The sequence below is a fragment of the Maridesulfovibrio sp. genome (genome assembly GCF_963677005.1).
Lineage (GTDB): Bacteria > Desulfobacterota > Desulfovibrionia > Desulfovibrionales > Desulfovibrionaceae > Maridesulfovibrio.
In genome coordinates this window covers 1,190,478-1,206,079 of record NZ_OY781616.1, presented here as the reverse complement: position 1 = coordinate 1,206,079, position 15,602 = coordinate 1,190,478, and the positions used below count along the sequence as shown (strand labels likewise).

Annotated in this window: 12 protein-coding genes, 2 tRNA genes and 1 pseudogene; 12 read left to right on the top strand and 3 right to left on the bottom strand. The window is 49.8% G+C overall.

What is annotated here, in order from left to right:
- Nucleotides 1-81 precede the first annotated feature (81 nt).
- Together ACKU4E_RS05610 and ACKU4E_RS05605 are read right to left on the bottom strand one after the other, a co-directional pair.
- A tRNA-His gene (locus ACKU4E_RS05610) sits at nt 82-157 on the bottom strand.
- A 42-nt stretch (nt 158-199) separates the two neighbouring features.
- Nucleotides 200-275: transfer RNA gene (locus ACKU4E_RS05605), tRNA-His, on the bottom strand.
- Between the two features lie 281 nt (nt 276-556).
- Here ACKU4E_RS05605 and murA point away from each other — a divergent pair.
- The 6 genes from murA to ACKU4E_RS05575 all read left to right on the top strand — a co-directional run bounded on the left by murA (nt 557) and on the right by ACKU4E_RS05575 (nt 8,708).
- Nucleotides 557-1,810, top strand: a complete 1,254-nt coding sequence (gene murA, locus ACKU4E_RS05600; protein ID WP_320170095.1) for a UDP-N-acetylglucosamine 1-carboxyvinyltransferase — start codon at nt 557-559, stop codon at nt 1,808-1,810.
- Nucleotides 1,811-1,825: 15 nt separating this feature from the next.
- Complete coding sequence (locus tag ACKU4E_RS05595) at nt 1,826-4,228, top strand: DNA internalization-related competence protein ComEC/Rec2 (protein ID WP_320170094.1); 2,403 nt, start codon at nt 1,826-1,828, stop codon at nt 4,226-4,228.
- A 123-nt stretch (nt 4,229-4,351) separates the two neighbouring features.
- Complete coding sequence (locus ACKU4E_RS05590; protein WP_320170093.1) at nt 4,352-4,750, top strand: response regulator; 399 nt, start codon at nt 4,352-4,354, stop codon at nt 4,748-4,750.
- Nucleotides 4,751-4,997: 247 nt separating this feature from the next.
- Nucleotides 4,998-6,215, top strand: coding sequence for a regulatory iron-sulfur-containing complex subunit RicT (locus ACKU4E_RS05585; RefSeq protein ID WP_320170092.1), 1,218 nt, complete (start codon nt 4,998-5,000; stop codon nt 6,213-6,215).
- Nucleotides 6,216-6,428: 213 nt separating this feature from the next.
- Nucleotides 6,429-8,366, top strand: a complete 1,938-nt coding sequence (metG, locus tag ACKU4E_RS05580) for a methionine--tRNA ligase (protein ID WP_320170091.1) — start codon at nt 6,429-6,431, stop codon at nt 8,364-8,366.
- A gap of 108 nt (nt 8,367-8,474) precedes the next feature.
- Nucleotides 8,475-8,708, top strand: a complete 234-nt coding sequence (locus ACKU4E_RS05575; RefSeq protein ID WP_320170090.1) for a hypothetical protein — start codon at nt 8,475-8,477, stop codon at nt 8,706-8,708.
- Between the two features lie 45 nt (nt 8,709-8,753).
- On the opposite strand, the gene ACKU4E_RS05570 is transcribed toward ACKU4E_RS05575, so the two are convergent.
- Nucleotides 8,754-9,119, bottom strand: coding sequence for a hypothetical protein (locus ACKU4E_RS05570; protein ID WP_320170089.1), 366 nt, complete (start codon nt 9,117-9,119; stop codon nt 8,754-8,756).
- 364 nt (nt 9,120-9,483) lie between these two features.
- Here ACKU4E_RS05570 and putP point away from each other — a divergent pair, with 364 nt between their 5' ends.
- From putP to argF, 6 genes and pseudogenes are all read left to right on the top strand, one after another.
- On the top strand, nt 9,484-10,956 hold the full coding sequence (putP, locus tag ACKU4E_RS05565; protein WP_320170088.1) for a sodium/proline symporter PutP: 1,473 nt from the start codon (nt 9,484-9,486) through the stop codon (nt 10,954-10,956).
- 189 nt (nt 10,957-11,145) lie between these two features.
- Nucleotides 11,146-12,312, top strand: coding sequence for a THUMP domain-containing protein (locus ACKU4E_RS05560; protein ID WP_320170087.1), 1,167 nt, complete (start codon nt 11,146-11,148; stop codon nt 12,310-12,312).
- Nucleotides 12,313-12,554: 242 nt separating this feature from the next.
- Nucleotides 12,555-12,800 (top strand): annotated as a pseudogene (locus ACKU4E_RS05555) (response regulator); the annotation flags it as partial.
- An 87-nt stretch (nt 12,801-12,887) separates the two neighbouring features.
- Nucleotides 12,888-13,865, top strand: coding sequence for a PhoH family protein (locus ACKU4E_RS05550; protein ID WP_320170086.1), 978 nt, complete (start codon nt 12,888-12,890; stop codon nt 13,863-13,865).
- The gene (gene ybeY / locus ACKU4E_RS05545; RefSeq protein WP_320170085.1) at nt 13,850-14,326 is read left to right on the top strand and encodes an rRNA maturation RNase YbeY; all 477 of its coding nucleotides are present in this window, start codon (nt 13,850-13,852) and stop codon (nt 14,324-14,326) included. Before ACKU4E_RS05550 ends, ybeY begins: the two co-directional genes overlap by 16 nt.
- A 204-nt stretch (nt 14,327-14,530) precedes the next feature.
- Nucleotides 14,531-15,508 carry an ornithine carbamoyltransferase gene (argF, locus tag ACKU4E_RS05540; protein WP_320170084.1) on the top strand — a complete coding sequence of 326 codons (978 nt, stop codon included), beginning with the start codon at nt 14,531-14,533 and terminating at the stop codon, nt 15,506-15,508.
- Nucleotides 15,509-15,602: the final 94 nt, after the last annotated feature.

Sequence of the window (15,602 nt, the reverse complement as noted above, 5' to 3'; positions counted from 1 at the left end):
TTTACACAAAAAAACAAAATCCCCGCAAAAATGCGGGGATTTTGTTTTTTGCAAGAACCGGTCTGCCGGTCTTCAAATTTATGGGGTGAGTGAAGGGACTTGAACCCTCGGCCACTTGGGCCACAACCAAGTGCTCTACCAACTGAGCTACACCCACCTTAAAAAAGGGATCAGTTGAAACTGATCCCTTTGGACTGTCTGGGGTGAGTGAAGGGACTTGAACCCTCGGCCACTTGGGCCACAACCAAGTGCTCTACCAACTGAGCTACACCCACCGTGTGTGAGAAGGGTGTTTAACCAAGCCGGGGCATATGGTCAAGAGTTTTTTATAAAAATCTGAAATTCAGCGGCAACATTTTGTCTGATATCGGCAACAATACCGCGTCGTTCGGTATTTGCATTTGATGTTTCTCAAGGAATGACCTAAGCACCTTATTCACTAATCCGGTAAATTGTGCCATCTAACTTCAAGTTTCTGTATTTGGATTGAACAGTAAGGCAATCCGGCCACCGGCAGAGTCCAGGCCTGAGAGTGCCAAGGTATTAAGGACTGATAATGGATAAATTAGTAATTGAAGGCGGAGTCCCGCTCAATGGTCCCATCAGGGTCAGCGGCTCCAAAAATGCGGCCCTGCCCATTCTGCTTGCTTGTATTCTTCCGCAGGGCGAAGTCAATCTCGGTAATGTTCCCCGGTTGAGGGATATTCATACCACTCTGAAACTGCTGGATATTCTGGGGTGCGAAACATCTTTTGACGGAAATAATGTCAAGAGCCGGGTCTGTGATCTTAAAATTGAGGCCCCTTACGATCTGGTCAAAACCATGCGGGCTTCGGTGCTGTGTCTGGGACCGCTGCTGGCGTTGAAAGGAGAGGCCAAGGTTGCTCTTCCCGGAGGGTGTGCAATCGGAGCGCGTCCCGTGGACCTGCACCTGACCGCCTTTGAGCAGATGGGCGCTACTTTTGACCTTGAATCCGGTTATATTCATGGCCGTTGTGACGGTCTCAAGGGCACTGATATCCATTTTGATTTTCCTACTGTCGGCGGAACGGAAAACGTACTCATGGCCGCTTCCATTGCCGAAGGTGATACTATCATCGAGAATGCGGCCCGCGAACCTGAAGTTGTCGATCTTGCTGATTTTCTCAACGCCTGCGGGGCCAAAATCAGCGGGCAGGGCACGAGTATAATAAAGGTCGAGGGCGTTTCCTCTCTGCACGGCTGCGATTACCGTATCATGCCGGACCGCATAGAAGCCGGGACGTACATGGTTGCCGCCGCCATGACGGACGGTGAACTGATCATAGAAGATTGTCCTTTTCAGGAGCTTGATGCCGTGGTGTACAAGCTGCGCCGTATGGGCATCTGGCTGGAAGAGGATGATCAGGGAGTCCGCGTGCGCCGTGATAACGGGATAATTTCCGGTGTAGATATCACCACGCAGCCTTTCCCCGGATTCCCTACGGATATGCAGGCTCAGCTGATGACCCTGATGTCTTTGGCTCAGGGGGCCGGGACTATAGAGGAAAAGATTTTCGAAAACCGGTTTATGCACGTTTCCGAACTGGTGCGTATGGGAGCAAACATCAAGCTCAAAGGACGTACCGCAATGATTCGGGGGGTGGAAAAGTTAACCGGAGCCCCGGTAATGGCATCCGACCTGCGGGCCAGTGCTTCGCTTGTTGTGGCCGGTCTTGCCGCTTCCGGACGGACCGATATCCAGCGGATATACCATCTGGACCGTGGATACGAGCGACTGGAAGAAAAGCTTTCCGCCGTGGGGGCGCGCATCTGGCGTGAAAAAGAGTAGGCGCCGTTTCTGACCATGTCAGCGACCGATTCTGACTTTGATTTCAAAGGCAGGTCCGCACCTGCGGGCCTGCTTTCCTGGCAAAAACCGTTACCGGCACTTGTATTCGGTCTCCTTGCCATCAAGTGGTTCATTCCTTCCTGTACTGCTTTTCTTATCTATCTTTTTCTGCATATCTGCTTTCGTTCCGGCAAATGGACTGTTCCGGTCCTTTGCCTGTTTTTCGGTCTCGGCTTCTGGTACGGCAATTTTTCACTGCCGGTCAGACCTGCTGAAATGCCTGCCTGGATGGCTGCACGGGAAAAAGTGCTGGTCAGCGGCCGGGTCAGTTCAGTCCGGGCTGTCCCGGGCAATACCTTAAAAATTCTGCTGCAGGATGTTCATTGCAATTCAACCGAAGGTGTTACCCGGCTTGAAGGGTATCTCAACTGGACATGGGCCATGCCGGATAAATTTCCCCTGCCCGGCCAGCAGGTGGAATTCGTTGGCAGGGTGAAGCCGACCATAGGTTTTAGAAACAGCGGATTATGGGATTACGGATTCTACAATCAGAGCCGAAATATTTTTTACCGGGCATATTCTCGCGGCCACCTTGAAAACTGGGCACTGAAGCCGTTTCTTCCGAATCTGTTACAGCGGATACGGATTTCCCTGCGCAGACATATCATCGATAACGCTCCGGCTGATCAGGGTGGCGCGTTCTTTCCCGCGCTGCTGGCCGGTGAGCGTTTCTATCTGTCAAAAGATACAGTGGAGCTGGTCCGCCGGGCCGGAGTGTCTCATGTGTTGGCTCTTTCCGGGTTACATGTAGGTTTTGTCGCCTCCATCGGATTTGCGCTGGCCTGGCTGGCCGGATTTGTCTTTCCGCGATTGTTTTTGCTTATTTCAAGACTTAAGCTGGGAGTGATTCTGGCTGTCCCTTTTGTGCTTTTTTATCTCTGGCTTGGGCAGTTTACTCCATCGCTGTTGCGTGCAGCCTGCATGTTCGGTTTCTGGGGGCTGCTCCTGCTGCTTGATCGGGGCCGTATTCTGATGGACGGCCTGTTTCTGGCTGTGTTCCTGATTCTGCTGTTTGCTCCGCTGAGCGTTTTCGATCTGGGGTTTCAGCTTTCCGTGCTTGCTGTGACCGGTATCGGTCTGCTCTTTCCCTTTTTCCGCAGACTGATGCCTCCGGGGGGCAATCCCGCATACAGGGTGTTACGTTTTGTTCTTGGTGTGATCTATGTCAGTCTCTGTGCAAATCTTGCTTTGCTGCCGGTTCTGCTCTGGAATTTCGGGACGGTCTCACCGAATTTCCTTTTCAATGTGATAGTTGTCCCGCTGCTGGGATTATTTGTTGTGCCGGTGTGCGGTTTCGGAGGACTTGCCGCAGCATACATCATGCCCGAGGCTGCTCAATGGTTTTTCAGTGCCGGGAGCACACTGCAAGAAAATCTATTGTCACTTATTCGTTCTGCGGCGCAAAACGGCTTTCTACCGGAGTACGCTTTCTACAGGCCGCTCTGGGAGGGAATGATAGGGTATTACCTTGTGCTCGGAGGCTTGCTTTTTGTTTTAAGCAGAAGATTCAGGCAGGCGGGGTATTTTGTTTTTCCATTGCTGGTGCTGCTGGTGTTGCGGTTATATCCATGCATGGATCATCCCGGTGTAAGGGTTGACCTGCTTGATACCGGGCAGTCCCAGTGTGTTGTCATAACCGGTCCTCGGGGAACACGCACTGTTGTGGATGGCGGCGGCGGTTTCGGCTCTTTCGATATGGGGCGGGCTGTGGTCGGCCCGTGGCTCTGTTCCGGTCGGCTTCCGGAAGTTGATAATGTACTGATGACTCATGGAGACCGCGATCATGCCGGTGGTCTGGCCTTCCTGCTGGAAAAGTTTCGAGTGGGCCGGTTTTTTACCAATGGAGACATTCCGGTCGGTAAACTGGGGGAAAGGTTCAACCGTGTTTTTGAATCAGATGGAATAATTCCGTCTGTTATACACCGAGGGGACAGGATAGAACTGGAACCGGGACTGGTGCTTGAAGTTCTGCATCCTTCTGAAGGGTTCAAGGGCAGCACAAATGACCGTTCTCTTTGTTTGAGGCTGGTATGGAACGGACGTTCTCTGCTGGGTATCTCCGGTGATCTGGACCGTAAGGGAATCAAATCAGTGCTGGGCAGCGGGCTTGATCTGCGTTCGCAGGTATTGATTCTTCCGCATCACGGAAGTGCCGGCGGATTTTCCCCGCGTTTTTACGATCAGGTTGACCCTGAATTTGTGCTTGCAGCCTGCGGAATGCTCAACCGTTTCAATTTCGTTGCCGAAAAGGTGCGAAAAGAGCTGGAAGCAAGGGATATTCCTCTTTTTACCACTGCGGATTGCGGCATGATAACTGTTGTCTGGGGACCGGACGGGGAATTGAAGCGTAAGCCGTGAACAGTCGTTTTTTAATCTATAATCATATACACAGGTGAACTTGATTTTACGTGGTAAAAGTGACAATGTATCCCGCAGTGGAGTGTTTTATTGTGTAGTTAATTAGTACGGAGGTCTGACTGCATGCGAGTGCTGATTGTCGATGATGATTTTTACTGCCGCAACATGTTGCATGAAATCATGAAGCCCTACGCCCGGTGCGATATCGCAGTGAACGGGGAGGAGGCTGTTTTCGCATTTAAAAAGGGCCTTGAGGACGGCAGGCGGTATGACCTTGTCTGTCTCGACCTTGTTATGCCTGAGATGGACGGCCAGCAGGCTTTGCGGGAAATGCGTTCCATCGAAAAAGACTTCGACATAGCTGAACAGGATGAAGTGAAGGTCATCGTTACAACAATGCTTGATGACCGGAAAGAGACCCACGATGCATTTTTTCTCGGAGGAGCCACTTCCTATCTTGTTAAACCGATTGAAGAGACCAAGCTCCTTAAGGAGTTGAACAATCTGGGGTTCAGCCTGTAGAACTGTCCTGGCTTTGAATTTTAAGGATTTGGTAATTTCAGGTTCTAAATAGAGAATTTTTCTTAAAACAGGGAACAAATCCGCGGCATTTGCCGCGGATTTTTTTTGAGTATTATTTTATTTTGTATTATTCAAGCCCGTTAGAATAAAAAAACACAATTGAAGTTCATCATGAAGTGGTTTATTGTCAGTCCTTCATATCAAGTTTTATCCGCCTGCAAGGGCGGTTTTATATAAGGTCTTTGTAATGTCTCAAGTTTTAGGTGTTAAGTTTAATGATTTCGGACAGATATATTACTTTTCGTCCGGTCCGTTCGTAGTTTGCGAAGGACATTCCGTCATAGTCAAGACCGAGCAGGGAATGGGGCTCGGTAAAGTCTTTGTAGTTCAGCAGGATCTGCCTGAGGATGTGTCCGAAGAATCCCTGAAGACCATATACAGGCTGGCCGGGGATGAAGATCTGGAATCCGAGGCTGAAAATCGTGACCTTTCACGTGTTGCGCACAGGTTCTGCAAGGACTGTATAGACAGGCAGAAGCTGGACATGAAGCTGGTCGATGTAGAGGTCTTTTTCGATCGCAGCAAAATGATTTTTTATTTTACCGCACCGGGGCGGATAGATTTCAGGGAACTGGTCAAGGAACTGGTCAAGGAATACAGAACCCGCATAGAACTGCGTCAGATCGGAGTGCGGCATGAAACCCAGATGCTGGGTGCCATAGGCAATTGCGGACAGATCTGCTGCTGCAGAAGGTTTATGCGCAAGTTCATGCCCGTGACCATCAGAATGGCCAAGGAACAGAACCTTTTCCTTAACCCGACCAAAATTTCCGGCATCTGCGGACGCCTTTTGTGCTGCCTGTCTTTTGAGCAGGACAACTATGAAGATTTCCATCGCAAATGCCCGAAAATAGGGAAACGGTATAATACTGTTCACGGCAGTGTGCGGGTTACCCGATCAAACTTTTTTCGCAATGCCCTTACCGTACTGCCTGAAGAAGGTGAGGAAATAGAGATTTCCCTTGATGAGTGGCCGGATATTCTTCGTCAGCAGGCACCTGCTCGCGGAGGTCGGGGGGATAGCGCTGAACAGGAGCCGGAAGAGAACAGCCGCAGTTCCCGCACCAATATGGGCAATAAAGCGAAAGTTGTTCCGGGGAGAGATAATCAATCTTCCCGTGGCAAGGCAACTGCCCAATCCGTGCCGGAGAACCGTAGTGTCGATGTATCCGCAGAAGAAGGGGCCGGTACTGATTCGGTAAGTCCGGTGGAAAAATCAGGCCCGGCAGACAAGGCGGACGTAACCGCAAGTGCTGATCAGAAAACAGGTGCAGCAGTAAAAGATGGTGATGCCCAGAAAAAAGGTGGCAGACCCGGGCCGGCCAGGGAGGCCAAAGGGGCCAAAACCCGCCGTCCGACAAGGCGCAGACGTAAAAGGAAACCTTCAGGATCGCGTAAGAATTAAAAATTTGCTTATATTCGGGTTGTCCGCTATATGGCTGACTGCCCGCGACAGTGGTCAGTCCTGCGGCCGGATGAAGATGTAACTTCTCTCACCCGGCTGTATGGTTTTTTATACTGCTAAAAAAGTTCGGATTTATACCGGTGAAACAGCACCGTTTGTTTTTCTAACCTATTTGAAATCCGATTGTTATCACCGTAACAGGAGTAACTGATTTTGGATCCGTTTTATATTACGACTCCCATCTACTATGTTAATGCCAAACCCCATCTGGGACACGCATACACGACAATTGTCGCCGATGCCATGAATCGTTTTCATAAGCTTCTGGGAGAAGAAACCTTTTTTCTCACCGGAACTGACGAGCATGGAGACAAGATTGTTCAGGCTGCGGAAAAGGGCGGTCAGACACCTCGTGAATATGTAGACGAGATCAGTTCCATGTTCAGCAACCTGTGGCCGGGACTTCAGATTGAAAATGATGATTTCATTCGGACCACTGAAGAACGGCATATTAAATGCGTTCAGCAGGTTCTGCAGCAGGTATACGAAAACGGTGATATCTATTTCGGCGAATATGGCGGGCACTACTGCTTCGGGTGTGAAAGATTTTATACGGAAAAAGAACTGGTGGACGGAAAATGCCCTCAGCATGAAACCGTGCCGGAGTACATTGCCGAGAAAAACTATTTTTTCAAAATGTCCAAGTATCAGGATTGGTTGATTGCGCACATCAATGAAAATCCCGATTTTATCCGTCCTGAAAGATACAAAAACGAGGTCCTGAGCCTGCTCAAATCCGGAGCGCTTGAAGACCTGTGCATATCCCGCCCGAAAAGCCGGTTGGAGTGGGGCATAGAACTGCCTTTTGACAAGGAATTCGTTACCTACGTCTGGTTTGACGCCCTTATCAACTATATCACGGCTCTGAATTATCCTGAGGGAGAAAAATTTACCAAATTCTGGCCCGGTGTAAATCATCTTGTCGCCAAGGACATACTGAAACCCCATGCTGTTTTCTGGCCTACAATGCTCAAGGCTGCCGGAATTGAGCCCTATAAACATCTCAACGTGCACGGATATTGGCTCATCAAGGACACCAAGATGTCCAAATCTCTTGGGAACGTGGTCGCCCCTCTTGATATGGCGGAGCGCTACGGCGTCAACGCTTTTCGCTATTTCCTGCTGCGCGAGATGGTTTTCGGAAACGATTCCAGTTTTTCCGAAGAAGCGCTTGTCGGACGACTGAACGCAGACCTTGCCAACGACCTTGGCAACCTGTTCAGCCGGACCCTGTCCATGACCCACAAATATTTCGAAGGCAAGGTCCCTGTTCCCGGCGAGGAAGGAGATGAAGATTGTGAAATCAAGAGCCTTGGCCGCAAAGCCATGGCGGATTTCCAGAACAATTTTCTTGATGCCAAATTTTCACGCGGTCTTGAGGGACTCTGGGAACTTGTCAGAGGGCTGAACAAGTATATCGATACAACTCAGCCCTGGGCTCTTTTCAAAGAGGGCAATACTTCCCGTCTTGGTACTGTAATGTATGTGCTGCTGGAGAACATGCGCAAGATCGCGGTGCACCTCTGGCCGGTAATGCCGGAAGCAGGCGAAAAGATGCTTGAGCAGCTCGGCATCAAATTTATTCCCGATAAAATAAATCTTCAGGGTGAGATAGACGTGTGGGGCCTTCTTGAGTCCGGTACTGAAGTGGCATCCCGCTCCAACCTGTTTCCTCGGGTTGAAATGCCCAAGGATGATCCCGCCCCGGTCAAAAAGAAAGCCAAACCTTCAAAGAAGAAAGGAGAGGTTGCTGCCGAGATTCCCGGCGTTATTGAATTCCCCGATTTTCAGAAAGTTGATATGCGCGTGGGGACCGTCCTTTCCGCAACAAGGCATCCTGATGCGGATAAGCTGCTTCTGGTGAAGATCGATACCGGAGATGATGAGCCCCGTCAGGTGGTTGCCGGACTGGCCGAATTCTTCAAGCCTGAAGAACTTGAGGGACGTCAGGTGGTGGTTGTGGTGAATCTGAAGCCCCGCAAACTGCGTGGAGAGACTTCACAGGGCATGATTCTGGCTGTACGCAACGGCGAAGACATGCAGTTGCTGACTGTAAGCGCTCAGGTTGCCAACGGGTGCAAGGTTTCATAATTGCCTGATTCCTAATCCCGTTTATGAAAGTTGTTCCTGACCCCGCTTTTTGGATAAAAGGCGGGGTCTTTTTATGAAGTTTTTTTTGAAAAGTTGTGGGAAATGAATATGAACAGCCTCAAAGGATATGCCGATCAGGTTCAGCTGATAATTGACGAAATGAAAAGCGGAAAGCTGTCCATGGCGCAGGCGGTTATTGAACTGCAGGCTGTGGCTGTTCTGGCCGGACAGGATGCCTCGGAAATGGAAGGTTCCGAGTATGCAGGAAGACTGGAACAGTTCGCGGATATGATTTACGCCGTCATTGAAAAAATGGACCCGAAGCGCAGGGTGCTGCAATAGGAAATTAGTTTTTCTACGGGGTTAATTTTATTTTAGCTCGATAAATTACTTTGCAATCGTCTGGTTTGCCGTCTGCACTGCAATATCGGTTTCCGGTCCATGCGGCGGAATATTAAGCATAATCGCCGCCCCAAGTATAAACAGTCCCGGCAGTGCGTAGACAATTTTATTTTTCCCTTTCGATTGGGCGAATATGGCCCCGCCGGAAGATATTATTACTCCTATCTGCGGAAGTATTTTCATAAAATCGTATCTGGTTGCGGCATCGGCAGTCACAAAGTGCACGATTATTGAAATTACGCTGTAGAGCAGAAAGAAAACCCCGAATCCGCTCTGACCCTTTCTACGGGCGTAAATTGAAATTCCTATGATGGCGAGAAGTGTCATTCCCGCAAGAATAAGTGGCAGCATCCGGTTCTCCTTTAGTGTAATCCGTTTCGGCAGTCTTATGCCGTTCAGTCTGAATATATCCGCGTCCTGCTGTCAACTCCGTTCAAGCCTTTAGAACAGTTTGTACTGCTCAATCCACTTCTCTGGTCTGTTCGCCGGAAATCATGCAGAATTGGTTCATGTTTCTTATGATGAGATATGTAAGCTGATTATTTTGTTTGTGCGGCGCGTTTTCGAACATTCTGTTTTATGGTGTATGTATTTCGTATGATATACGCTGAAAATAAATTTCTTGTGCAAAAGTGTCTGTGTGGTTAAATGCTACTCCGTTTTTTTACTGTTTGGGGAATTGACGAGTTGTTTACTTTTGCAAAAAGGATTTATTGTGATTCAGATCGAAACTTTGATTACTTTTGCCGTATATCTTGTTTTTCTGCTTGCCGTGGGCTGGTATTTTTACAAACGCACTACGGATATTGAGGGATATATTCTTGGAGGAAGAGGGCTCGGTGGCTGGGTTACCGCTCTTTCCGCACAGGCAAGCGATATGTCCGGCTGGCTGCTGATGGGGCTTCCCGGTGCGGTCTATCTTAACGGACTGCCGTCGGCATGGATTGCCATCGGATTGTTCCTGGGGACCGCGTTGAACTGGATTTTTGTTTCCTCCCGCCTGCGGGTCTACACACAGCTTACCGGGACCCTGACCATCTCGTCCTTTTTCGAAAAGAGGTTCAACGACCCCACAAGCCTGTTACGGGTCGGTTCCGCTGTAATCATACTCATCTTTTTCACCATATATTCATCTTCGGGACTGGTTGCCGCCGGAAAACTCTTCGAGTCCATGTTCAACATCGATTACAGCGTGGCAGTAATATCCGGGGCAGTAGTTATTGTTGCCTATACTTTTCTCGGCGGTTTTATGGCCGTCTGCTGGACTGATTTCTTCCAGGGAGCGCTCATGTTCTTCGCCATTGTCCTGGTGCCGGGCCTGGCAACCGTTCATTGCGGAGGAATTTCCGCTGTGGAATCAGGGATGATCGCGAAACATATTTCAACCAGCCTGTTTCATAGCGGGACCGGGCAGGCCCTGTCCGGACTTGCAATAATTTCCACCATGGCCTGGGGGCTGGGATATTTCGGTCAGCCGCATATTCTTACCCGGTTCATGGGCATCCGTTCCGTCCGGGAGCTGCCCAAGGCAACTGTAGTGGCGCTTGTCTGGGTAATCATTTCTCTCGCCGGGGCGGTGATCACCGGGATGGTGGCCATACCCATGTTTGACGGTCTCAAGGGTGGGGATCAGGAAAAGGTCTTCATTTACATGATCGGAATTCTTTTTAATCCCTGGATCGGCGGTGTGCTCCTTGCGGCCATCCTTTCAGCGATAATGTCCACTATCGATTCTCAGCTTCTGGTCTCTTCTTCGGCCCTTACCGAGGATTTCTATAAAAAAATCCTGCGGCGTGAAGCTTCCGACAAGGAACTGGTGCTTGTCGGAAGACTTTGTGTGTTGGTCATTTCAATCATCGCCATGAGCATGGCCCTCACTCCGGGGAATACCATTCTTGGACTGGTGGCCTATGCCTGGGGCGGGTTCGGCGCTGCGTTCGGTCCCGTGGTTCTTTTTGCTCTGTTCAGCCGCAGAACGACATGGCTTTCCGCCCTTGGCGGTATGGTGGTCGGAACTCTGGTTCTTATTTTCTGGAAGGATGCCGGACTCGGAGCGGAGATGTACGAAATAGTACCCGGTTTTGCGGCCAACTTCCTGACTATATTTGTTGTGAATATGGTATGTCCGCAGAAGGATGAACAGGTCCTCGCTGATTATGACGCAATGAAGTCTCTTTTGAAAGAGTAAGGGTTGAGGTTTCTCGGCATGGAGTTTATAAGGCTCTGCTCTCTTGCGGCAGGGCCTTTTTTTATGCGGCCGAACCATGTAGTGTCGGATTATGCCTGCGGCGAAATTGAATTGTAAAAGAACTAAGCTCATTGAGCTCGTGTTTTAGAGATATTTCACGCTTCCAGCCAAATTGTTTAAGAGGTATATATGCTTGATTTTGAACGTAAAAGTGTTGTGCTTGCAACCTGCCCCAAAGGTTTCACCCCTTATCTTGCCGATGAAATAGGCCGTCTTGGATTCAAAGTAAGGGCCGAGCTCCCGGCCGGTGTGGAGATAAAGGGCTCGCTCAACGACTGCATGCGTCTCAACCTCTGGGTACGTTGCGGGCATCGGATTCTGTATCAGCTCAAGCGTTTTACCGCGGCAACGCCTGACCAATTGTATGAACAGGTCAGAGAGATGGTCTGGGAGCGCATAATCGAGCCGGACGGATACCTTACCGTGACTTCTTCGGTTAGAACGGAAACAGTCAACGATTCCCGGTTTGCCAATGTCAGGGTCAAGGATGCCATTGTAGACCGCATTCGGGAAAAAAGCGGGCGTCGGCCTTCATCCGGGCCGGATATGTCCGGTACGATTGTTTTTCTGCACTGGCGTGATGACGAATGCACGGTCTATCTTGATACGTCCGGTATTCCCCTTTCCCGCAGAGGGTATCGTAAGCTGCCCCACAAGGCACCGCTTCAGGAGACTCTTGCCGCCACTTTGATCCGCGCATCCGGCTGGCACGGGCAGGGCAATTTCATATCACCCATGTGCGGAAGCGGTACATTGGCCATAGAAGCTGCTCTCATCGCGCTGAACGGCGCTCCGGGGCTTATGCGTGAGGAATTCGCTTTCATGAAGATTCCGGGATTCAATCCCGAATACTGGGAAAATCTCTGCATTGAGGCCGAAGATCGTGAGCGGACTTCCCTGAAAGGGCAGATAATTGCGACCGATATTGATTCTGAAGCAGTGGAGGCCGCCCGCAAGAATGCCCGCGCTGCCGGTGTTGAACATCACATCCGGTTTGATGTATGTGACTTCAGGGATACGGATATTCCCGATGGCGGCGGTATAGTGATGATGAACCCTGAATACGGAGAGCGGCTCGGAAACGTTACAAAACTTGAAAAAATCTATGCCGGCATTGGTGATTTTCTAAAGAATAAATGTCAGGGCTACAGGGGCTACATTTTTACCGGGAATCTGGACCTTGCCAAGTTCATAGGACTCCGGGCATCACGCAGGCTGGTTTTTTTCAATGCCAAGATAGAGTGCAGGCTGTTGGAGTACGAAATATTCAAAGGTAGTGCCAGGGGAAGAGGGTAACTTTTTCACATAACCCTTGAAATTAAATTTCAATGAAGTTAGTTGCTATAATAAAGCCTCGTCCGGGCTCACAGGTAGGTATAGTAATGTTCATGATTGTTTGTTTAAAGGAGTTTGGATATGCCCAGGATTCTCGTCGTAGATGATGATCCGATTTCTCGCCAGGTTCTCAGGGCAATGCTGAAAAGGAAGGCCATCAGGTTTCTGAGGCGGAGGACGGCGCAAAAGCCGTCCGTAATTACGACAGCAGTTTGATTGATCTGGTCATTACCGATATTTTCATGCCGGAAAAAGAAGGCGTGCAGACCGTGCGGGAACTGATGAAGGAAAATCCGAAGGTGAAGATAATAGCTGTTTCCGGAGGCAGTTCCTCGGCCAACTATGATTCGCTGGACTGGATAAAAATGTTCGGAGTAAAGTATACTTTCACGAAGCCTTTCAACTCCAAAGCCATTCTTGATGCTGTGGATGATCTGCTTGAGCACTAGTTAATCTTTTTTTTACCTTTTGATCTGTTGCATAATATTTGTTCCTGCCTTATTTCTTGCTCAAAAAAATATGCAGGTTAAAAATTAATGGCGGATAAAGATAAAGTACGGGTCAAACTTGAATTCGAAGACGGCGGGCTGGCAAGCGTTCTTTTCGGTGCGCAGAATTCCAATCTTGAGCTTCTGTCACGTCATTCCGGGGTCAGGATAGAAAGTCGCGGCAATTCGATCATGCTTATCGCTGAAAACGAGGAACTGATTGATCCCGTAGCCAAGTCCTTCACTCAGCTCTATTCACTTCTCAAATCCGGCAAGGAAGTTTTTCCGCAGGATGTGGAAGCGGCCTACAGAATCCTTTGCCGCGATCCTTCCGCAGATCTGATCAAGATTTTCCGGGATGAGCTCTTTGCCGTTTCCCCCAAGAAAACGCTTACTCCGCGTACGCTAACACAAAGGGCGTATTTTTCCGCCATCCGTGAAAACGATATGGTCTTTTCCGTAGGTCCGGCCGGAACCGGAAAGACCTATATTGCCGTGGCCATGGCCGTTTATGCGTTGCAGCGCAAGGAAGTAAAAAAGATAATTCTTACCCGCCCCGCTGTGGAAGCCGGTGAAAAGCTGGGTTTTCTGCCCGGTGATCTTGTGGATAAGGTCAACCCGTATATGCGCCCGCTTTATGATGCCCTGTACGATATGCTCGATTTCAACCGCGTGCAGGAGATGATTGAGGAAAACATCATTGAGATAGCACCGCTGGCATTCATGCGCGGCCGGACTCTTTCGAACGCGTTCGTTATTCTGGACGAAGCGCAGAATACAACCCGCGAGCAGATGAAAATGTTCATCACCCGGCTGGGATTCGGGTCCAGAGCGGTCATCACCGGGGATATCACCCAGATAGACCTGCCCGGCAACGAACCTTCGGGGCTTGTGGATGCCTGCAACATTCTGCGCGATGTCTACGGGGTCAGTTTTATACATTTCGAAGATACGGATGTCATAAGACATCCCCTTGTCGCTCGAATCGTCAAGGCCTACGACTCCTATGAATGCAGGAGCAAGTAGCAGTGGGCGTGAACCTCAGTATGGAGTGCCTGCCTCTGGCCGAATTCCCCTTGAGCAGGCAGGAGCTTGTCCGTCTTTCCGGAATGCTTCTGAACGTGCTCGGTCTGGACTGCTTTGACTTTGACCTTAAAATAGTTGATGATTCGGCAATTTCCGTTATCAACGAAGAATTTCTGGGCTGTGTGGGGCCCACCAACGTATTAAGTTTTCCTTTTTCCGAAAATCCAGATCCGGATGTAAACAGATTTCTTGGAGAGATCGTCTTGTCAGTCAATACTCTTGCACGTGAAACACGGCTCTACGGCCAACTGCCGGAAGAGCATACCTCAAGGCTGCTGGCTCATGCCCTGCTGCATCTTGCCGGGTATGATCACGGGACTGAAATGTATTCACTTACCGATCTCGCTGTCGAATCCGTTTCCGCTGAATTCCGGCAGCGAATTCCGGGTTGGTTCTTTTAAGAAACCAGCCCGTATCCTGCAGCACGGTTTTTTCTTAAGCCGACCATGTGCTGCCTATGGAAAGTACCTTATCTGTCCCGTGTTTTCACTGGTGATCACACTATTTTATTGTTTACAACGGCGGGCCTTCTGCGCAATAATTCCCGACTGCCGTTTTCAAGCGGCGGGAACAGGCTCACCTAAAGAATTTATTGGAGTTTAACGATGATCAGAAATCTTCTGAAAATAAACGATGTTCCCCGTTCAGAACTCGGCCAGCTGCTGCTGCGGGCGAAAGAGCTGAAAGATAACAAGATTCAAAATGATTCCCTTGCCGGGAAAACCGTTATTCTTATCTTTGAGAAGGCGTCCACCCGTACAAGGGTTTCCTTTGATATTGCCATTGAGCAGCTCGGCGGTCACTCCGTCTTTATGACTCCAGCCGAATCCCAGCTTGGAAGAAGTGAACCGCTTGAAGATACCGCGCAGGTCCTTTCCCGCTATGCGGATGCCCTGGTTGTACGTACTTTCGGTCAGGAAAAGGTGCGCACCCTTGCGGATAATGCCTCCATTCCGGTTATCAACGCACTTACAGACAGATATCATCCCTGTCAGGTGCTGAGCGATATGCTGACCATCTATGAGCGGACCCCGGACCTTAACAAGGTGCACGTGGCCTGGGTGGGAGACGGCAACAACATGGCCCACTCATGGATAAACGCGGCAATTTATTTCCCGTTCTACCTGACCATGGCTTTCCCCAAAGGTTACGAGCCTGATCGTGATATTCTTTCCCGGGCACTGTCCATGGGGGCGAAGATCAACCTCAGCTATGATCCGGTGGAAGCTGTGAAGGGCGCACATTACGTGAACACCGACGTGTTCGCTTCCATGGGACAGGAAGAAGAGCAGAAAAAGCGTGAAATCGCTTTTGACGGCTATCAGGTCAATGCGGAACTGCTCAAGCATGCTGATCCGGATTGCAAGATCATGCACTGTCTGCCCGCCCATCGCGGAGAGGAAGTGACCGCTGAAGTTCTGGATGGACCAAACTCCATTATTTATGATCAGGCCGAGAACAGGCTGCATATGCAGAAAGCCATTCTCGAATGGGCTGTAAACGGTCTTGAAGTTGATCTGGAAGCCGTATCCAGGGTTCTTGGCCCGGTACAGGCCGTTCCCCATATGCATACTGTTGAATAATAGATGTAATTAATGACGGCTTCGGTTTGTTTCAGGCGCTGCCGCAGAATGCGGATATTTCGCTTGTAGGCAGGGCTGACCTGAAATTGAGTCC